The 18,267-nt window shown below is 41.9% G+C and carries 21 protein-coding genes and 2 tRNA genes; 12 read left to right on the top strand and 11 right to left on the bottom strand.

Translation table 11 applies throughout. The annotated features are described in order from the left end of the window. Positions 1 to 252 precede the first annotated feature (252 nt). The 5 genes from JIG41_RS03080 to JIG41_RS03060 all read left to right on the top strand — a co-directional run bounded on the left by JIG41_RS03080 (position 253) and on the right by JIG41_RS03060 (position 2,267). Positions 253 to 393 (top strand): hypothetical protein, encoded by a 141-nt coding sequence (locus JIG41_RS03080; protein WP_162898013.1) that lies wholly within the window; start codon positions 253 to 255, stop codon positions 391 to 393. Positions 394 to 617: 224 nt separating this feature from the next. Then, positions 618 to 708, top strand: a tRNA-Ser gene (locus JIG41_RS03075). A 53-nt stretch (positions 709 to 761) separates the two neighbouring features. Continuing rightward, positions 762 to 854, top strand: a tRNA-Ser gene (locus tag JIG41_RS03070). A 108-nt stretch (positions 855 to 962) separates the two neighbouring features. Further along, complete coding sequence (locus tag JIG41_RS03065; protein ID WP_199524241.1) at positions 963 to 1,439, top strand: DUF4124 domain-containing protein; 477 nt, start codon at positions 963 to 965, stop codon at positions 1,437 to 1,439. A 63-nt stretch (positions 1,440 to 1,502) separates the two neighbouring features. Next, on the top strand, positions 1,503 to 2,267 hold the full coding sequence (locus tag JIG41_RS03060) for an MBL fold metallo-hydrolase (protein WP_036974349.1): 765 nt from the start codon (positions 1,503 to 1,505) through the stop codon (positions 2,265 to 2,267). On the opposite strand, the gene JIG41_RS03055 is transcribed toward JIG41_RS03060, so the two are convergent. Beyond that, positions 2,239 to 3,357 carry an aminotransferase class V-fold PLP-dependent enzyme gene (locus JIG41_RS03055; RefSeq protein ID WP_036974347.1) on the bottom strand — a complete coding sequence of 373 codons (1,119 nt, stop codon included), beginning with the start codon at positions 3,355 to 3,357 and terminating at the stop codon, positions 2,239 to 2,241. The two genes, JIG41_RS03060 and JIG41_RS03055, sit on opposite strands and share 29 nt — an antisense overlap. Continuing rightward, on the bottom strand, positions 3,357 to 4,526 hold the full coding sequence (locus tag JIG41_RS03050; RefSeq protein WP_036974345.1) for a monodechloroaminopyrrolnitrin synthase PrnB family protein: 1,170 nt from the start codon (positions 4,524 to 4,526) through the stop codon (positions 3,357 to 3,359). Before JIG41_RS03050 ends, JIG41_RS03055 begins: the two co-directional genes overlap by 1 nt. 113 nt (positions 4,527 to 4,639) lie before the next feature. Here JIG41_RS03050 and JIG41_RS03045 point away from each other — a divergent pair, with 113 nt between their 5' ends. The 3 genes from JIG41_RS03045 to JIG41_RS03035 all read left to right on the top strand — a co-directional run bounded on the left by JIG41_RS03045 (position 4,640) and on the right by JIG41_RS03035 (position 7,671). After that, on the top strand, positions 4,640 to 5,101 hold the full coding sequence (locus JIG41_RS03045) for an Lrp/AsnC family transcriptional regulator (RefSeq protein ID WP_036974343.1): 462 nt from the start codon (positions 4,640 to 4,642) through the stop codon (positions 5,099 to 5,101). Positions 5,102 to 5,164: 63 nt separating this feature from the next. Further along, on the top strand, positions 5,165 to 6,535 hold the full coding sequence (locus JIG41_RS03040; protein ID WP_199524240.1) for a carboxylesterase: 1,371 nt from the start codon (positions 5,165 to 5,167) through the stop codon (positions 6,533 to 6,535). Beyond that, positions 6,532 to 7,671: a GNAT family N-acetyltransferase gene (locus JIG41_RS03035; RefSeq protein WP_199524239.1), complete on the top strand. Its 1,140-nt coding sequence runs from the start codon at positions 6,532 to 6,534 to the stop codon at positions 7,669 to 7,671. The genes JIG41_RS03040 and JIG41_RS03035 overlap by 4 nt, the downstream gene beginning before the upstream one ends. On the opposite strand, the gene JIG41_RS03030 is transcribed toward JIG41_RS03035, so the two are convergent. Continuing rightward, positions 7,648 to 8,238 carry a DUF938 domain-containing protein gene (locus JIG41_RS03030; RefSeq protein ID WP_074989605.1) on the bottom strand — a complete coding sequence of 197 codons (591 nt, stop codon included), beginning with the start codon at positions 8,236 to 8,238 and terminating at the stop codon, positions 7,648 to 7,650. The genes JIG41_RS03035 and JIG41_RS03030 overlap by 24 nt on opposite strands. A gap of 183 nt (positions 8,239 to 8,421) precedes the next feature. Between JIG41_RS03030 and JIG41_RS03025 the strand changes: the two genes are divergently transcribed. The 4 genes from JIG41_RS03025 to JIG41_RS03010 all read left to right on the top strand — a co-directional run bounded on the left by JIG41_RS03025 (position 8,422) and on the right by JIG41_RS03010 (position 11,484). Continuing rightward, on the top strand, positions 8,422 to 8,616 hold the full coding sequence (locus JIG41_RS03025; protein WP_036974335.1) for a hypothetical protein: 195 nt from the start codon (positions 8,422 to 8,424) through the stop codon (positions 8,614 to 8,616). A gap of 480 nt (positions 8,617 to 9,096) precedes the next feature. Beyond that, a complete protein-coding gene (locus JIG41_RS03020; protein ID WP_199524238.1) occupies positions 9,097 to 10,473 on the top strand; it encodes a lyase family protein in 1,377 nt (458 codons plus the stop codon). A gap of 128 nt (positions 10,474 to 10,601) precedes the next feature. Then, positions 10,602 to 11,069 (top strand): hypothetical protein, encoded by a 468-nt coding sequence (locus JIG41_RS03015; RefSeq protein WP_036974330.1) that lies wholly within the window; start codon positions 10,602 to 10,604, stop codon positions 11,067 to 11,069. 13 nt (positions 11,070 to 11,082) lie between these two features. Beyond that, positions 11,083 to 11,484, top strand: coding sequence for a hypothetical protein (locus tag JIG41_RS03010; RefSeq protein WP_036974328.1), 402 nt, complete (start codon positions 11,083 to 11,085; stop codon positions 11,482 to 11,484). On the opposite strand, the gene JIG41_RS03005 is transcribed toward JIG41_RS03010, so the two are convergent. The 8 genes from JIG41_RS03005 to JIG41_RS02970 all read right to left on the bottom strand — a co-directional run bounded on the left by JIG41_RS03005 (position 11,477) and on the right by JIG41_RS02970 (position 17,558). Next, positions 11,477 to 11,662, bottom strand: coding sequence for a hypothetical protein (locus JIG41_RS03005; RefSeq protein ID WP_036974327.1), 186 nt, complete (start codon positions 11,660 to 11,662; stop codon positions 11,477 to 11,479). The genes JIG41_RS03010 and JIG41_RS03005 overlap by 8 nt on opposite strands. Before the next feature lie 72 nt (positions 11,663 to 11,734). Next, positions 11,735 to 12,052 (bottom strand): hypothetical protein, encoded by a 318-nt coding sequence (locus JIG41_RS03000; RefSeq protein ID WP_036974326.1) that lies wholly within the window; start codon positions 12,050 to 12,052, stop codon positions 11,735 to 11,737. Next, the gene (locus JIG41_RS02995; RefSeq protein WP_036974324.1) at positions 12,049 to 12,687 is read right to left on the bottom strand and encodes a hypothetical protein; all 639 of its coding nucleotides are present in this window, start codon (positions 12,685 to 12,687) and stop codon (positions 12,049 to 12,051) included. Before JIG41_RS02995 ends, JIG41_RS03000 begins: the two co-directional genes overlap by 4 nt. Before the next feature lie 72 nt (positions 12,688 to 12,759). After that, positions 12,760 to 13,452, bottom strand: a complete 693-nt coding sequence (locus JIG41_RS02990; protein ID WP_074989603.1) for a PspA/IM30 family protein — start codon at positions 13,450 to 13,452, stop codon at positions 12,760 to 12,762. Between the two features lie 24 nt (positions 13,453 to 13,476). Next, complete coding sequence (locus tag JIG41_RS02985; protein ID WP_036974320.1) at positions 13,477 to 13,890, bottom strand: YjfI family protein; 414 nt, start codon at positions 13,888 to 13,890, stop codon at positions 13,477 to 13,479. A 79-nt stretch (positions 13,891 to 13,969) separates the two neighbouring features. After that, positions 13,970 to 15,691 carry a polyamine aminopropyltransferase gene (locus JIG41_RS02980; RefSeq protein ID WP_118843873.1) on the bottom strand — a complete coding sequence of 574 codons (1,722 nt, stop codon included), beginning with the start codon at positions 15,689 to 15,691 and terminating at the stop codon, positions 13,970 to 13,972. A gap of 4 nt (positions 15,692 to 15,695) precedes the next feature. Beyond that, the gene (locus JIG41_RS02975; protein WP_036974315.1) at positions 15,696 to 16,595 is read right to left on the bottom strand and encodes a DUF350 domain-containing protein; all 900 of its coding nucleotides are present in this window, start codon (positions 16,593 to 16,595) and stop codon (positions 15,696 to 15,698) included. A 30-nt stretch (positions 16,596 to 16,625) separates the two neighbouring features. Beyond that, a complete protein-coding gene (locus JIG41_RS02970) occupies positions 16,626 to 17,558 on the bottom strand; it encodes a CHAD domain-containing protein (RefSeq protein WP_199524237.1) in 933 nt (310 codons plus the stop codon). Between the last annotated feature and the right edge of the window lie 709 nt (positions 17,559 to 18,267).

The raw sequence follows: 18,267 nt of genomic DNA, 5'->3' as shown, positions 1-18,267 counted from the left end.
AATTTGAAACTTTAAAAACGCATAAAACAAAGTTTCAAAATCTAAAAACTCTTATAAACAAGGGTTTTAGAGCGAACTCCCTTAGCATAATTATTCAAAAAACAATGAGACACGTAACTTAACCCACCGTTAACAAGGCACATTCAGATAAGAAAAAGTTATCCGGTAGACTCAAATTTTATCGTTTTATTTTTGTTCACTTTGCCTGCAAAATACCCATGTTTTCAACCAAACACAATCTGGAGCAAAGTAATGAACCCAATTAACACTTTAAATCAAAATGCTGCAACTCATGTTGCCGTAAAACCAACTAACCGCAAAGCAAAAATGTTGGCAAAACTTAATCGCTACGGCAAAAAGCTAGCGCTTGGCGGTGCAGTACAATATAAGTAATCCCCAACCATGGTTACTTTTTAGGTGCAGCAAACACCCAACCACTAACGAAGCATCTTCTTTAGCTCCTCGTTTGCTGCTCCCCTCTTTTTAAAAGCACTAAAACAGCAAAAATTTAAAGCTTTTTACAAAAAACACCGTCTTTACGCTCAAAAAACAAGCAAACGAACTTTTTCCTATTTACACAACCGATTCAGCTAAGTATTATTCTCGCAACACTTTGTGGAGAGATGGCAGAGTGGTCGAATGCACCGGTCTTGAAAACCGGCAGGGGTTTGTAGCCCCTCTAGGGTTCAAATCCCTATCTCTCCACCACTTATTTTTATTTGTTGATAATTATCAGCAAGTTACAATCTGAATTATGCGTTGGAGAGGTGGCCGAGTGGCCGAAGGCGCTCCCCTGCTAAGGGAGTATAGGGTTTGTAGCTCTATCGAGGGTTCGAATCCCTCCTTCTCCACCATTTTATTATTAAAAACCGCTTTTTAGCGGTTTTTTTATGCCCAAAAACTTGCACCTTTTATTGTTAATCATGCATGCTAAGTCTCAGTTAAATTATCGGTGAGACGCCATGATCAGTTCAGCTTTGTTAACTTTAACATTACTGTTAGGCGCGAATAGCAGCCAAGCAACTGTCTATAAATGCATGATAAAGGGTGTTGCCACTTTCTCAGAGCAACCCTGTGGAAAAGACGCCACTATCATAAAAATCAACCTTCCCCCTAAACAACTCACCGATAATACAAAAAAACAGCCTGAGCTAAGCGTTGATGACTACCTACAAGTCCAAGAAATCGATCGCAAAATTCAACAACTAGAATTAGAACGTAAAAACCTAAAGCAACAACAGCGCGAACGAATAGAAAAACTTAAGTTAATGACTCAAGATGCGGCGAACAGATTAGGTGCAGATTCGATTGACGATGCAATAAGTAAACAAAGTAAGCGCATAAATTCATACTATGAAAACCAACTTACGCAATTTGAACAACAGATAAAACAATTAGAAGAGCGTAAAAAGCAACTGAAAGGCACACAAACCCCCTAATTTTCCTAAACTGGTCAGGCATGATATAACAATTGAGACGGGTTAATTAAGGGAGCGAGGGTAATGCACATACACACAATCGAAGGTTATATTCAAAATATTTACTTAGTTGAATATCCCGACAAACTAATGCTACTCGATGGGTGTTGCCGCGCTGATGTCGACACCGTATTTAACTATATTACCGAACAACTCAACCGCCCTCTGACAGATTTAAAACTGATTGTTGTGACTCATATGCACCCCGATCATGCCGGTGGCGCCCATGCCCTAAGAAAACTAAGCGGTGCAAAAATTGCGACATCTAATGCACCGGGGCAATGGTATAAAGGCCTCGATGGTATTTTAATGCACTTGACCGATATCGCTCTTGCATGGTGGGTTGCAGGTCGGCTAAACAAAGAAAGACGCAATCTTTGGTATAGCCGATATCTAGATGCCGACTATTACTTAGCAACCGACTCTACCCTGCCGGATTTTGATGACTGGCAAGCACTGCATACGCCAGGTCATACCGACCGCGATATTAGCTTGTACCATATTCCCACAGAGCGAATTTACATTGCCGACTTACTCGTAAAAGTGAAAGGGCAGCTTATGCCACCCTTTCCTGTGTTTTATCCTAAACTGTATTTAAACTCTTTATTAATGCTAAAAGCCCTTAAACCTCAACGCATTATGTTTGCGCACAGTAATGAAATGCATATTGATGACATCGATTTCGAACACATTTTAGCGCTGGTACCGAAAAAGCCGATGACACACTGGCGTTCTGTAAAGGCAAAAGCGCGACAAGCACTTAATCTAAAACGCTTTTCACAGTCTTAATAAAGTCATTTATATCATTGTCGTCATTATAAACATGGGCTGAGACCCTTAGCCCTAAATGACGTTCATCAACAGCGATATTAGCCTCATGCAACGCCGCTTTAACCGCCTGTTGTTGACGACCAAAATGCATGATTGCCGTGCCGGAGCATTTATCTGCTGCACTTGGCGAACGCATATATTCACTCAGCTCAGCATGCAACGTAGCAAGCATTGCTAAGTTATGGGCGCGTACTTTATCAATGCCTAAATCGGCAAAGTAGCGAATACTATGCGCAGCTAAAATACACGGTGCGACTGATGGCGTTCCTCCCCAAAAACGCAGTGCCGTATGATGATAAGTAAAATGCTTGATATCAAACTCAAATGGATTTTGATGAGAGAACCAACCAACATCTTTTGGCTGACACAATGCAAGTTGATGACGATTGACCCACAAATAAGCAGCACCTGGGCCACCGCACAACCACTTAACACTCGAGCCAAGCATAAAATCGGGGTCAAGTGCTGTTAAATCCACCTCTAAAATACCTGCCGACTGAGCGATATCTATCAGGCTTAGCGTATTGGATTGCTTTGCAATTTGAATGATTTCAGCAATCGGAGCTTGCTGGCCAGTATTTGAATACACATGACTCACAAACACTAAATCGAACGCTTGCTTAGCCAAATATGATTGCCAAACCTGAGCATCGGTTAAATCCTCATCAGCGCCAATAAACACAATTTCAGCGCATGCAGGGAGCGCTTTTTGCATCGCAAATCCCATGCTAGGAAAATCACTTTCTGCCATTAATACTGTGCAGTTTGTCTGTTGCAAACGCGGATGCGACATCACTAACTTTGTTAAGCCACTCGATAAATTCACTTGTGGGCAAAATAGCTCTGCATCCGAATTAAACAGCCGCGCTAAGCTTGATGTAAATGCCTCAACGCCGTGTAACCATTGCTGCCAAGGCTCTTTATTTTCATTTTGCCAAGCGGCAAAAAAATGCTCATGAAAATACGGCTCTGCCGATTTTAAAGCGCGGCCCACAGAATGATTTAATAAATAGCTTCCTGGGGCGAGTATAAAGTCATGTTTACGCATTACTTAATCCACTGTTTTAGCTTAGTTAAATCATCGTAGCGAGTGCGGATATCGTCGCGTTTTGCTGCGGCTCGGCGATCACGTAATTGCTCAAGAGAGTTAAGCAACACATGTAACGGTGGCCCACTCGCCGTGACTTTATCCATATGTTGTTGCTGCATTTTTTGTGATGGCTGTGCAATGTACTTACTCACGAGTTGATTATGATGACCGATTGCTGTGTCACCATGCAATTTACAAACTTGAATAAATAACTTTAAGTTTGTTTGCAGCCATTCACTATCTCGTTCAGTTTCTGCGGCTAAAAAGTCATCCATGATACTCGTCATCCGCATGCTTTCACGCAATATTTGCTGATCTTCTGGCATCATGTATAAAAATTTATCCACCAGCATTTGCGAATAGCTTGGCTCGTTAGCAAAACAAAGTCCAAGCAACATATCAATCACATTAATGCCTGCAAAATCACCGGCATTTGCACCACGATAAACCTCTTTCCCTACGCGATAGGGTTTGTAATAAGGGCGCACACAGTAAAAGAAACGATCAGTATCGAGTTTGTTATACAGCGCATTATTTGACTCGATGACATCCAGTAATGCATGTTTGGCTACAGCCAATAAATCAGCGGCAATTGGGTGCGAAATTCCTAATGGTTGAATTTTTAGTAACGCATCTGCCGCACGTTTGTAAGCCAAAATTCCTTTGGTGTTGTAATCAACAAAGACTTTTTCATCTTCAAGATTTGTAAAGCGCTTATAAAGACCATCAACCGCTTTATTGTGGGTGGTTAAATGAGCAGTCGCAAAGCGTGGTGTAACACCAATGGATGCGCCAATGTGCATAGCAAGTGCCGACGCATCAACCAAGGGAGAAGTGGTTTCGCGTGAGGGTTCAGTAATTTCATGGCGACGACATGCAGCCATAAATAAGCCAACATTGCCTAATAAATCAAAGGCATTATCAAAGCCTTCGTCGGTATTGCCTTCTGCTAATAAGGCACGAATATGCTCATTCCCTTCCTGCTCTAACTGGTGTTTAAGGTGTTCGCCAACGCCTTCTACATTCGCTTTATCGTCTTGTTGCCAATATAGTTTTTCTAGTTCGCTATTGATCTCAACAAATCGGGTACGCAGCCAGCTATCAAATGCCTTGGTGTTCTCAGTCACAGGCTTACTCCAAAATAAATATATTGCGATAATGTTAACAGAGTTCACTGAGTGCTAATCGCTAAAATATAAGCTAGAATTTGCGATAATTAGTGAAAATCACTCAAATAGAAATGAAACTAGACAAAAAAGACCAACAATTACTCAACGCACTACAAGATAATGCACGTACATCTGTGTCTGAGCTTGCTCAATCAGTCAGCCTCTCTGACACTCCTTGCCTGCGCCGAATTAAGAAGCTTGAATCAAGTAATGTGATTAGTGGTTATCATGCTGCAATTAACCCCAAAGCGGTTGACTTAAATGTCTCTGTTTATGCGTTTGTACGCTTAAATCAAAACTCGGTTGCTGCTGCAGAGCAGTTTGAACAGCAAGTGGAAAAGCTTGAACACGTACTGGAATGCTCGGTTATTTCAGGCAGCTATGATTATTTATTAAAAATAATTGCCGCTGACTTAGAAAGCTACGAAAGTTTTGTAAAACATAAATTAGGCAGTATCAATTGTATTGCCAATATCGAATCGACGGTGGTATTAAAGCAAGCATTCACTAAACGCCATTTACCTTTAGCGTGACGCTGCGTACTTGCAATACGACAATAACGCGATAAGCTGAATACTTAAAAGGACTCTTATACAATGAAATTCATCAACTTAGTTGCCTTTATTCTCATTCTTTTTGGACTCGGCAGCCCCCCATTACAGGCACAGCAAGAAACGTGTTTAACCCAACTGGAAGATGAAAATCTCATGATGAAAAGTAAGCGGGAAGGGCTTTTCAGAGAACCTCTTCCTCGCTCACACAGCACCTTTAGTTATAACACCGAGCAAGCGTATAGTGACTACCTTACAGCTGCTTACCTTGAAATTAGCAGCGAAAATCCCCGCGCAACGCTGCCTTGCCCAGTCTATACAGACACCTATAAGCAACTCGTTGCGCAAGGATTACGCCCTGCAAATGCAACAGTAGCAGATTTAATCAGCCCCTTTGAGTTAACACAAAAACAGAGCCGTAAGGCAGTGCTATTAATCCATGGCTTAACCGACTCACCTTTTACCTACCATGATCTAGCTCAAGTGTATTATCAACAAGGTTACACGGTACGTACCCTGTTATTACCAGGGCACGGTACAGCACCAGGAGCACTCAAAGAGATTAATGCCGACGACTGGTACAAGGCGAGCACTTACGCTATTGAGCGCACGTTAAAAGATTTTGATCAGGTCATTTTAGGGGGGTATTCAACAGGTGCAGCAATGATCATTGATTATTTAACCCAAGGTCCCGTTGATAAACACATTATCGGCGCGATGCTGTTTTCACCCGCGACTGAGCCCCATAATAAAAATGGCTGGCTAGCCAAGTGGGTTGACGCGATACCCTTTATAAACTGGATAGATAAAGATGCCGATCTCGATTTTGCAAAATATGAGTCCTTTCCATTTAATGCCGCATCAGCCAGCTATGAAGCCATGAAGCGCATCAGCTTAGATAAACTAAAACACCGTTCACTACCTGATGTTGCTTTTTTTAGCACCTTTAGCGATGTTGATACCACGATTGATAATCAAGTAACGTTTAAATTATTAGCTAAGCTACACAATCCCAAAACTCATAAAAACAGCCAACTTAATCGTCTTGTTTATTACGGTGATGATAAAAATATACCCAATAGTTTTCCTGCCGATTACCCGATAATTAGCGATGACTGCGACACCGAAGACTGTAAAAATATTCAAGGCATGTCACATATTGGTATCGTTAATAAACCAAGCAATCCACACTATGGCCGCACTGCCCGCTATCGAAATTGTGGCAGTTATTTAGATGACGATACCCTATACAAAGCCTGTAAATATCAGCCTGAAATTGTTATTGGTGAGCGCACAGCAGAGAATTTAGCGAAGTATAAGCCATTTGCAAGACTCACCTTCAATCCATATTTCGATAAGCTCAGCTTGCACATCACAGACTTTATTAAAGACGTTGAAAGAGCCTCTGAACAATGAGCCAATTTAATCACCGTTGGTTTAATCAAATAACGGATATTGATACGACAATTTGGCAGCGTTTTTTTCATGATACCCCCTTTACCGATCATGCTTTTTTAGCTGCGCTTGAGCACAGTGGCTGCGTGAGTAAAAACACAGGTTGGCAACCAATGCACCTGGCAATTTACCAGCAAAAACATATCGTTGCTCTACTACCCGGGTATATAAAGTATCACTCTTACGGTGAATATGTGTTTGACTGGGCATGGGCAGAGGCGTATCAACAACATGGTTTAGATTACTACCCCAAATGGTTATCTGCCGTGCCTTTTACCCCCATTGAAGGTCAAAGACTGAGCATTAACCACCCCAATCCAGACAGTGTTTATAATTATTTAACGCAAGTATTAACAAATACTGCGCACGATAGGCAATGGTCGGGCTGGCATATCAACTTTTGCCACCAGCAACAGGCTGAATCACTAAAAAGCGATGCTGTTATGCTACGTCAAGGCGTCCAGTTTCAATGGTTTAATCAAGCATACTCTCACTTTGATGATTTTTTAGACTCACTGACAGCACGCAAGCGAAAGTCGATAAAAAAAGAGCGTGCCAAAATCACTCAACAACACATAACCATCGAGTGGCGAGAAGGTAACACTATAAGCGCTCAGGACATGCAGCTCTTTAGCCACTTTTATAGCCAAACTTATATTAAACGCTCAGGTCACACAGGTTATTTAAATAATGCGTTTTTTCAACGACTACGAGATACAATGCCCACACAGTTAGTATTGATGCTTGCTAAACAGGCTGATGAAGTTATCGCTGCGACTTTAAGCTTTAAAGATAAACAGTGTCTGTATGGTCGCTACTGGGGCGCCAATGATGAAATCGACAGCCTGCATTTTGAGCTGTGTTATTACCAAGGGATTGAATACTGCATTGCCAATAAGCTAAAACAGTTTCACTCTGGAGCACAAGGTGAGCATAAGATAAGCCGAGGGTTTCAGCCCGTTTACACTTACTCAGTACACCATATTCAACAGCCTGATTTTGCTGCGGCTATCAACGATTTTATCGCCAGAGAGCGCCAACACATGGCACTCTATAAAGCACAGTGCGATACCCTACTGCCGTTTAAACAGCAGTAATTGGTTGTTAGCTGGCATTTGTACATCTTCAACAAACGTTAAGCCTGCCTGCTCTGCAAGTTGGCAAATAGCTTCAAAATCACGTATTGCACTGTTTGCATCTTGTTGCTTTAAAAAGGTATCAAATTCAGCGTTACTGGCACTTGTATAATTGCCTTGGTATTTAAATGGCCCATAAATACATAACTTTCCTTGGTGGGCTAAATGCTTTTCAACCCCTTGAAAGAAACGCTCAACCAGCGGCCAGCTAATAATATGCAGTGTATTGGCGGTATAGATTGCGTTCACGCTATCAACAGGCCAAGCATACTGTAAATCTAGTGACAAAGGGGCATGCAAGTTAGCTAACGATGCTTCCTGATGCCATTGTAAAATACCTAAGTGATTCACCTCACGATCGCTGCATAGCCACTGCAAATGCGTTAAATGCTTGGCAAAGTGCACACTATGTTGCCCTGTACCTGAGCCAATTTCGAGTACATTTTCTACATCGGCAAAAAAGTCTTTTAATACGTGAAGAATGGGTGATTTGTTATTTTCACAGGCTTGAGAGAATGGTTTTTCCATACCAGTTTTTGCACCATGTTTGGTAATTAATGCACAACAGTAAAGCAAAAATCCACAATAATGTCGCGCTCTATTGCATTAAAAATAATTTAAATTCATTTAATTCAAAGGATTATATTTTATAAACATGATTGGTATAGCTTATGCAAATTCAGTAATGAGCAAACCAATAGGAGCAATATAATGTATATCTCACCTTACACTGCTGTCGATGCAGCCATTGCCGCGAGCGAGCGTGCAGAAAGCGAAAAAGCCGCCTTAACAAGTTGTGATGACAGAGCAACCGTGATTGATCTTCTTTCTCAATGCAATAAAGAAAATGTACAGGCGCCGAAAAAACATGAAACAGACCAGATTTTTATTCTTGGTTATAATTAAACCTCTGCAGTTAATCTATTCAGTCTTAACACCGTTATATAAGACTTGCACTAAAACCGATTGGCTGTAATGATAATAGTTATCATTACAGCCAATCGGTTTTCTTATGTACTCTCACAATGCTATGCTCAATTATCAGCGGCAAATGAAATGTGTTTGTCAAAGACCGGGGCTTCATGCTCCAGCGTTGGTTGCGGGCTATATTGAAGCGGGATTAAACATCGCACGCTATTACGAAAAACATCAAAGCTTTATTTTACAAGAATTGTATTTAAGGCGTACGTTTCATGAACTACTTGAGAAAATGTGCGATTCTCTAGTTCACAATGCTATTCGTAAGCAATGTTTAGCTCAACTCTACAAACCGCAGCTCGCGTTAAAGCGTTACTACAAAACTCATAACTGTATTGAAAAATATTTTTGCTTAGAGCGAGAAGCCTGCGTTCTAAGTCAAGAGTTTAACCCTATTTAGGAGTGTTTATGAGCAAATTTAGAACCGAATCAGATAGTATGGGTGAGCTACACGTTCCCGTAAATGCCTTGTATCAAGCTCAAACTCAACGTGCTATCAACAACTTTAAAATTAGCGGCTTGACCATGCCAAAGCAATTTATTACTGCCCTTGCCTACATTAAGCAAGCAGCGGCGCAGAGTAATGCAGCGCTAGGACATTTGAGCCAAGTAAAAGCGAATGCGATTGAACAAGCCTGCCAAGCCATCATTGATGGTAAGCACTTTTCGCAGTTTCCTGTCGATGTATTCCAAACCGGCTCCGGCACCAGCTCGAACATGAATGCTAACGAGGTTATTGCCACACTGGCAACGACCCTTGCTAATGAGCCAGTACACCCGAATGATGACGTCAACATGGGGCAAAGTTCTAATGATGTGATCCCCACTGCAATTGCCGTCAGCAGTGCAATTAATATTATTTACGAGTTATTTCCTAAACTAGACAAGCTGAGCCAACGCTTACAGAGTAAACAAGCTAAAGTGGGTCATATTATTAAAACGGGGCGTACTCACCTAATGGATGCAATGCCCGTCAGTTTTGCGCAAACACTCTCAGCATGGCAATGCCAAATCGATAACGCAATGACAGGCATACGCCAATCACTTGAGCGTGTTTGCGAGCTGGCTCAAGGAGGCACCGCGGTTGGTACTGGTATCAATGCAGACCCTGCATTTTCTGCTACTTTTTGCCAACACCTAAGCGAAAACGTAGGTATCCGTTTCAGTCCAAGTAAAAACTTTTTTTACAACATTGGCTCACAAGATGCCATTGTTTCATTATCTGGACAGCTCAAGGTCTTAGCTGTGGCGCAAATGAAAATAGCCAATGACTTACGCTGGATGAACTCAGGTCCGCTTGCTGGTCTAGGTGAAATTGAATTAGAAGCTTTACAGCCCGGTTCATCGATCATGCCTGGTAAAGTGAATCCTGTGATCCCAGAAGCTGCCGCCATGGTCAGTGCGCAAGTCATTGGTAACGATGCTACCATTACAGTAGCAGGTCAGGCCGGTAATTTTGAGCTTAACGTGATGTTACCCGTGATTGCATTAAACATACTGCAAAGCATTGAGCTGTTGGCAAATAGTAGTGAGGCACTTGCCGATAAAGCCATTGCCAGTTTCAGTGTTAATCAAGACAATGTTGATAAAGCATTAGCTAAAAACCCTATTTTAGTCACCGCACTTAATCCGGTGATCGGCTATACGAAAGCCGCTAAAATTGCCAAACTGGCCTATCAAGAAGGTCGCCCTATTATTGATGTTGCCGCTGAGCATACTGACATTTCACGCGAAGAATTGAATACATTGCTCGACCCAGCAAAGCTTACAAAAGGTGGCTTATAGCAATTAAACCTGTACACAATGTAGCTCTGTAATGACAGAGCTACTTACTGAAAGACAACGTTTTTATTGCCCCTCTGAGTGCAAAGTGTATGATGGTGAGTACTTATTCAACGATTTATAGGTCCATTATGCGCTTTTCACTTTTAGCTGTATTATTTCCCGCGCTACTTACCGCGTGCTCTGATGCAGCAACAACCAAACAAACCGAATTACAAGCAACAACCAGTAAACTTGAAAATGCACCTCAAGCAGTTGAAATCAGCAAGTCGGCACCCGAAAAAACAACAATTACTGCTGCCCATCAACAGCTCAAACAACTCATTCAAGACCCAAGCTGCGATAACAGTAGCCAGTGTAAAGTACTTCCTGTTGGTAGCCGTGCATGCGGTGGCCCAAGCAGCTATGTTGTGTATTCAACTAAAACAGCCAATAGCAGTGAAGTTGAGAAAATAGCTCAAAAAATCACGAGCCTTGAAAGCCAATACAATGCAGCCAATGACGTTATGAGTATTTGTCAGCATCTAACGGCACCAGGCACACAGTGTTCTGCAAATACTTGTGTTAAAATCGATGGCTCAGCGGCAAGTGTATACTAAGGAATAAGCAATAATGGTTCGTTCATCGACTTTCAATAAACTTTTCATCACCACAACGATGTTGGCAGCGCTTGCATTAACAGGCTGTGAGAGCACCTCTGTTGGCGGCTCTACAGGTGTTGATTTAAGTGATTTAAATGAACAACTGGACGAGATCGTAAGTAACAATAGTTGCAGTGCAAGCTTCCAGTGTAAGGTGTTAGAAGTAGGTGAGCGCGCATGTGGTGGCCCAAGCCGCTATGTGGTTTATTCAACGCTAAACACCCCACAAGAGCAGGCCGAGCAGCTGGCTGAGCAGATCACTTCATTAGAAAAAGATTCAGAACAACCGTTAAGTGTTAACGACTGCTCGCCAGTTTTGCCTGTACAATCTTTGTGTATTTCAGAGCAATGCCAAGCAATCGAAATTAAGTAAATAATGTCATAAGGCCGGATACAATCACCACACTGATGATACACACTCCGGCCTTATAGATGTAGTGCACATGCATCGTGTTGTGCACCCAGTAAGCATAAATGTAACGCACAAAGTAACTTGCGGCGGTGCCAAATAATGCAAAAATAACTAAATACGCAATTAAAATAATATCCACAACACGCCACTTCTTTAAAACATCTCCCCCTCAGTGTAAGGGCTTAATGTCACAAAGGCAAAACTACACCCCTTATTTACGTTGGCTGTGGGCAATCAATAGCTCTGCAACTCGCTGCTTTACCGCACGTTTATCATCTGCATCAACACCAAAACGCGCAGCTAACAGAGCAATTTCTTCGTCATTTAAATTAAACGATAAGCGTTGTCTGGTTTTTTTAGACTTAACGTCGAGCTCAAGAATTTTCCGAATCATATCTGATGGGGTCAGTTCTTGATCAATTGCTTGCTTTTTAATTGATTTTTGTACTTCACTGCTTAGATCAAACGCCATTTGCGTGGCACGAACCGCTTGCTCCTGACGCTGCCATTTTGCTTTTGCATCACTCACTTGGCATCCCCAGGAAATAAATCAACAATATCACTAATCGGGCGTGTTAGCGTGAGTGATACCTCGGTTTCACCACCTTCCCAAATTTCTATGTTCAAGCCATAACTCTCGTCATCCGAGCTTAAACAAATCATTTCGCATGGTTCACCGCCTTCATCTTCGTAGCGAGGTAATGGTTTATTGCGATAATCTTTATTATGGAAATAACATACATAAGGCGCTTCAGTTTGCTTGTAGCTCTTAGCTAAAAAGTGGCTAAAACGTTCAGGGGTGTTTTGCACGCTAATTGTGGTTAACTCATCTTCATCGAAGATACGTGCAAACTCATCAAGCGTAAATATTTCGTCTACATCATCGCGTTGAATTTTAATCGCGAAGTTTGCCCATTGCTCACCATCATCAGATTCAATTTGCAAGAACACCACTTGGCCCGATTCACTCTCAAGAACGAGCTCATACTCAGCACTGCGTTGGTACTGATACGTTTGTACATCAATAACACGTAATGTCTGCCCCTTTAACCAGTTTGGATAAGCAAACGAATCAATCACGCTCAGCATATCACCTACTTGTAATTGGCTAGGTTCAGTTAATTGGCGCTCTGGGGCTTTTTTAGATTTGAAAAAGTTAAACATTGGCTGACTCCTTGTTGAAGCAAAAAAGGTAACCCTGTGCATGGGTTACCTTTTGTCTTTCCGCTAATAAAATTAGCTGTTTTGCTTAGCTTTAATGCGCGCCAAAATGTCTGCACTTTTAGGGCTAGTATCACCAATACCCGCTTCAGCCATTTTCGCTTTTAAATCATCGCCATTCGTATCCGCTTCTAACTGCTTAGCTGCGCCAAGCTGATCTTGACGGTCTTGTTGGCGCTGTTTAATGCGCTCTAACGACTCACGCGCTGATGTCATTGATGAGCTGTTTGTATTCAGTGTGCTGTTTACTGCCATCGTTGCTTGTTGCACGCTTTCAGTTGTCTTAACCATCGTTAATTGACGTTGGTTCTCTTTAATCGACTTTTCAGCTTCTTTTACTTGCTGTTTTAGTGTCACAATATGATTACTAAAACCGGCTAACACGCCTTCATGCTCTGCTTTTTCTGTTTCAAAGTCACCGATTTTCTCAGCAATCTCAAGCGCTAATGCTTCATTGCCTTTTTCAAGCGCTTGGCCTGCATAGGCTTCATGTTCAGCAATAGAGGCATCTAACGCACTAATTTTGCGCTTTGTTTGCATCTCTTTTGCCATCACTTCTGTTAGGCTTTTTTTAGCACGTTGTAACGCGTTTTGTGCATCAGCAATTTCTTGTTCGAAGATACGGATACCGTTTGCATCAACAATCGCTTGCCCTGCTTCACGAGCGCCACCACGTACAGCTGTAAATAGTTTCTTTAAAATACTCATAATCTTAACTCCAGAAATTGCTAATTAATCGTTTAAATAAATCGTCACGGCTTCAAGTGCATCAATCGCATTATCAGCGAGTGTTACCAGCTCATGGGTAATATCATCAAACGATGAATTAACCGACAGTGCACCAAAAATAGCGTACTTATCATCAATCTTTGCAAATGCGCTTAATGGAATAGGCACGTTCAAACGTAATAAGGTTTCGTTTAACTCATCACGCATATCTGCTTTTACTTCGTCCTCTGCAAACAAGTAGCTAATACACAGTAGCTGCTCCTCGGTTTGCGTAACAAAGATAGGTAACTCATCATTCCCATCGACGATAACTTGCAATACATCTTGTTCGCCTGGGTTGGCAATCAAGAAAGACTCAAAGCTCACACCTTCTGTTTCAAAAGAAGCCAGTTTGATTGATAGTTCATTTAATTCCATGTCTCACCTTTTTACGTTTTGACATATTATGTCTGAGTTAAGATTTGCATAGCCGACATATTATGTCAACTATAAAATATCAATTTTTGTACAATTCGGTTTCAACTTGCCACGCTTGACGATAATAATCATACAGAGTTCCAGAACCTAATCTATTGACTTCAATTGTATTTACTTGTTCAAAATAATGATTCGGAAAAACAAAAGATGCCAATAAATACTCTTTACTTACCCAGCGAGAAGGTACTGGTAATTTGTCTGTTTCGCGAATTCGGCTACTCGCAGGCTTGCCTGTGGTGGTAGCAATAGTCCATCCCCATTGGCCAAATGAAGGGATATTTTGCTGGTATTGCTCTACGTAATTAAAACCGGCAGCCCTGACTGTTTTGGCAATGCTTAAGAACGCCTTTTTGGCGTGATAAGGAGACGTTGACTGCACTGCCATTGCACCATCTGGGGCTAATAACTGACGAACATGATTATAGAAATAATCACTGTACAATTTGTTTAAGTCAGGATGATTAGGGTCTGGTAAGTCAATTAAAATGGTGTCGAAACGCTCTCCTTTCGCAAGCATAGCTTCAACTTCCAAAAAGGCATCTGCAATAAGGATTTGTGCTCGAGGATCGCTCATCGAGTGATTATTCAGCTCAATTAAGCGTTTTCTGATAGTCTCTGGCGCATCATAGTCGCCCACATCATTACCAAATAAGTTTAACAGCTGACCATCTAAGTCAACCAAGGTGACATGCTTTACTGGCCACTTTAAAACATCGCGAAGCGCCAACCCATCACCGCCGCCTATAATTAACACACGGTCATGGCGATTTGAAGCTAGCATCGCAGGATACACCAGCATCGAATGATAAATTTGCTCATCAACGCTTGAAAATTGCAAACGACCATTGAGGTATAAATCTGTGATCGCAGTTGGCTGATTGCGACTCAAACGCTCGGTTAACACCAAGTGCTGATACTTAGTTGCTTGCGAGTAGATGACTTTATCTTTATATAAAACGTTACTAAGATTTTTCATCCAGCTCGTACCAAGCACTAACACAAAAGCGAAGAATACTAATAGCAACACGTGACACATTAATAACACCTTCGCAAAACGCACGTGTTGATGGTAACGCCATAAAAAGATCAGCCCGGCAATAATATTAAACAATGCCGTCCAAGCAGCAGCCTGCATGATTGGCATTGCCAGCATAATACTCACCCAAATTGCAGCACCGACCCCAGCGCCAATATAATCAGCACCGTAAATTGTACCCGCGTTATTCTCTAAAAAACGGCCATAAACTTGCTGACGAATACGTGCTATTAACGGGATTTCCATACCGATTAAAAGCCCAAGCAACAGACCAAACACATAAGGTAAAAAACGCGACCACTCTTGTAGCTTTTCAAATACATAGCCATCCAGTACGGTATCTGCTGGTAAGTTAAAGATGCTAGAGAAGAGATGAGGCAATGAATAACTAACAGCTATCACACTGGCAATTGCTAAAATACACCCCATACCGACTAAGGCAATGATACTTTCAAGCCATGCAAATGCAGTAAATGCGTCTTTAAACCAACGCGCTAAAAATGCCCCGATCCCCATTGCCACGATCATTGTGCCTATCATGGCATAAATGGCGCTCTCAACAGAGCCAAGAACACGCCCTGCATAATGCGATAGTAGATATTCATAAATTAGGCCGCACCCAGCGAGTACGGCCATCACAGTAATTAATAAAAAATCATGCCCAAGTAGAGAGGCTCTACTTGGCGAAGCCGCTGTATGTGACACTTAATTAAGCACCTAACAACGTGGCCATGGTAGAGCCTATAGCAAATGATACCGCAGCAGAAATTGCCGCTACACCGACATTCTTCTGGCGATTAACTTCATCGGAAATATCACACCCTGCTAAAATGATTTTAATCGTTAGTAAGTGCAATAAAATAAAGGCTACGATACTTAGCGCGGCACTCAATGCCCAATACCCTAAGCTTGCTCCAATATTATCCGCAGCGTACGGGGCTATGCCTGATGCTGCTGTAAGCGCTAATGCACTGCCCACTAAGAAGCCTGCATAACGAATTCCCACTGCTAAGTTACCGTCAATCACCGCTTGCTGTAAGCAATCACCACTGCGATTTGTACGTTTGAACAGCTGAACTCGGTATTGGCTCACCAACAACATGGCGATACTGCCAATCACAAATGCGGCTATTACTATCGGAAGACCATGCCACCCCTCAGTAGCAACCCAAAATAAAGCTGAACGAATAACAATGGCAACACTAACAACATGTCCAAAATCAATAAGTGCAGCTGTTGCATTACCTTTGACGATTTCGTCATGCAAACTCACTTTACGCAGCGCCACTTTATCTTGGAAGAAATGACCAAGCTTAATGAGCGCAATCGCCATTACACCATAGCCCACCATTTGTAGTGCTTCTTGTTGTAAACTGACTGCAAATGCACCACTGCTCACACCGCTAAGTACAATGGCTAACGCAACAAGCCCTGCTGCAAAACTAATACCAAACGCAAAATTGTCACGTTCCGTAATCTCATCATTGGCATGTAGATTAGATACCCAGCCTTTAATAAACTTTAAGCTTACAAATAAGGCGATAATGATTGCAAAGTCGATTGCTAAAGCTTGCAATGACCACGTTGTTATTCCATTAAATTCATACATGTGTTGTAACTCCGATGGTTATTCTTTTCACTACTTACCGCGGCTAATGCCACGTGATGTTCTGCTCGAGCTGTTGCGTAATGACCCGGAGCTTTTACTGTAACTACTACTAGAAGCATAGCTACTACGTGTGCGTGGCGGCGTATAGCTGCTACGGCTTAACCCTGATGCACCGCTTCGCTTGGTTGCATACGGGCTAGTGAATTGTTTACCTTGACGTTGATAAGACTGGCGTGTTCGTGTCTCAACAGTTTGTTGTGCCTTAATTTGTTTAGGGCTCGAATAACGATAACGGCCATAGTCATTGTAATAGCTGTATTTTCTGTTGCGGCTCCAACGACCATATTCAACACGATCAAACACATCACCGAGCATGCGATACATGCCATACCAAACCCAAAAGCTAGTGCCGCTACTATTGGTTTGCCATTGGCCGTAATTAGGGTTGCCAACAAGCTGATTTCCTACGCTTTCACCTTCTGCAGCCTCACTAATTGCCCCAACACGCGCAAGCGCACCGTTTGACATATCGGCGAGCATATTTATTGGGTCAGTTAAAGCGTCTTGGAATAAAGACGGTTTTGCGGCGTCACGAATTAAATCAAGTTGATGAAGGGTGTCTTCATAAGGCGGAATTAAGCTCGTTGCTTTGACATCCGCTAAACGCTGTTTAAGCCCACTGTAAATAGCACCTTCTCGGGTTGCATCAAGGCTAATAACACGCGCAATTTCAGAAAGTTGTGGTTGCTGCTCCGTGAGGACCTTTGCATACTGTTTAAGTAAAGTCGAATTACGAAGAGAGCCATTATCAAGCGCAGTACCCAACTGATTTAACTCTACTTCAGCTTTTTCTATGGATTGTTGTATTGTTTGTTTCAGCTGCTCTTCCTTCGACTCACAGCCCATAAGCAAGCTTACCAAACAAAACAGGCTAATAAGTTTCCAAGCTTTTATTTGAGACATTCATGTCACCTGATTGTGGTTAAAAACCCGATTAGTTTTACATAGCTCAGGTACTAAACCAAGATGAAAATTGCAACAAAGGGTAAATAGGGTACTAATTCGTCAGGCAGCTTGCCAAGTGAAGACTCATTATTAATAGATGAGAATGAATGCTTGATAAAGTGGGCCTATTTTAAAGATTTGAGCCCACTACTCTATTCACTTTTGATTTGTACATCGTGATTAAACATCTGATTATAAAGCATGGAAACGGCTTTAGCAGTGAATATCAGTGATTAGGTGTGAAGGGCATATCAGACTCTTTCGGCACTCAAGTGCCACCTACGCGCTAATTTGGTTAGCGTAAAGTGAAGTAGCCAATTTTAGAGCCTTCAACCTTGTCATCATGATTAAACAACATGGAAAGCGTGATTGAACATCGTGATTACAAAGCGTAGGAACGGCTTTAGCCGTGAATGTCTCTGGTTATGTGTGAAGAGCATATCAGACACTTTCGGCACTCAAGTGCCTTATATGGACTCCTCCTATTGCACAATACCCTTCGTTAATTTTGTTAGACTGCGTACTTATACCATTCCGCATAAAGATTAAATCAACTTTATCCATTCCCGATTACATATCTTCATCACTCGCTCCGGTATTGAAATAAAGTGATTCCATGCTTTTGAAACTTCATCAACAATTTCGTCATAGCCCGAAAACACTCTAT

It is taken from the genome of Pseudoalteromonas sp. bablab_jr011 (assembly GCF_016464045.1).
In the GTDB taxonomy this organism is placed as follows: domain Bacteria; phylum Pseudomonadota; class Gammaproteobacteria; order Enterobacterales; family Alteromonadaceae; genus Pseudoalteromonas; species Pseudoalteromonas lipolytica.
This window is presented reverse-complemented; position numbering and strand designations above follow the sequence as displayed.

Excerpts from the sequence above, each read along its gene's own strand:
- JIG41_RS03080 (WP_162898013.1), top strand. The coding sequence starts at position 253 with ATGAACCCAATTAACACTTTAAATCAAAATGCTGCAACTCATGTTGCC.
- JIG41_RS03065 (WP_199524241.1), top strand. The coding sequence starts at position 963 with ATGATCAGTTCAGCTTTGTTAACTTTAACATTACTGTTAGGCGCGAAT.
- JIG41_RS03060 (WP_036974349.1), top strand. The coding sequence starts at position 1,503 with ATGCACATACACACAATCGAAGGTTATATTCAAAATATTTACTTAGTT.
- JIG41_RS03055 (WP_036974347.1), bottom strand. The coding sequence starts at position 3,357 with ATGCGTAAACATGACTTTATACTCGCCCCAGGAAGCTATTTATTAAAT.
- JIG41_RS03045 (WP_036974343.1), top strand. The coding sequence starts at position 4,640 with ATGAAACTAGACAAAAAAGACCAACAATTACTCAACGCACTACAAGAT.
- JIG41_RS03040 (WP_199524240.1), top strand. The coding sequence starts at position 5,165 with ATGAAATTCATCAACTTAGTTGCCTTTATTCTCATTCTTTTTGGACTC.
- JIG41_RS03035 (WP_199524239.1), top strand. The coding sequence starts at position 6,532 with ATGAGCCAATTTAATCACCGTTGGTTTAATCAAATAACGGATATTGAT.
- JIG41_RS03030 (WP_074989605.1), bottom strand. The coding sequence starts at position 8,238 with ATGGAAAAACCATTCTCTCAAGCCTGTGAAAATAACAAATCACCCATT.
- JIG41_RS03025 (WP_036974335.1), top strand. The coding sequence starts at position 8,422 with ATGTATATCTCACCTTACACTGCTGTCGATGCAGCCATTGCCGCGAGC.
- JIG41_RS03020 (WP_199524238.1), top strand. The coding sequence starts at position 9,097 with ATGAGCAAATTTAGAACCGAATCAGATAGTATGGGTGAGCTACACGTT.
- JIG41_RS03015 (WP_036974330.1), top strand. The coding sequence starts at position 10,602 with ATGCGCTTTTCACTTTTAGCTGTATTATTTCCCGCGCTACTTACCGCG.
- JIG41_RS03010 (WP_036974328.1), top strand. The coding sequence starts at position 11,083 with ATGGTTCGTTCATCGACTTTCAATAAACTTTTCATCACCACAACGATG.
- JIG41_RS02995 (WP_036974324.1), bottom strand. The coding sequence starts at position 12,687 with ATGTTTAACTTTTTCAAATCTAAAAAAGCCCCAGAGCGCCAATTAACT.
- JIG41_RS02990 (WP_074989603.1), bottom strand. The coding sequence starts at position 13,452 with ATGAGTATTTTAAAGAAACTATTTACAGCTGTACGTGGTGGCGCTCGT.
- JIG41_RS02985 (WP_036974320.1), bottom strand. The coding sequence starts at position 13,890 with ATGGAATTAAATGAACTATCAATCAAACTGGCTTCTTTTGAAACAGAA.
- JIG41_RS02975 (WP_036974315.1), bottom strand. The coding sequence starts at position 16,595 with ATGTATGAATTTAATGGAATAACAACGTGGTCATTGCAAGCTTTAGCA.
- JIG41_RS02970 (WP_199524237.1), bottom strand. The coding sequence starts at position 17,558 with ATGTCTCAAATAAAAGCTTGGAAACTTATTAGCCTGTTTTGTTTGGTA.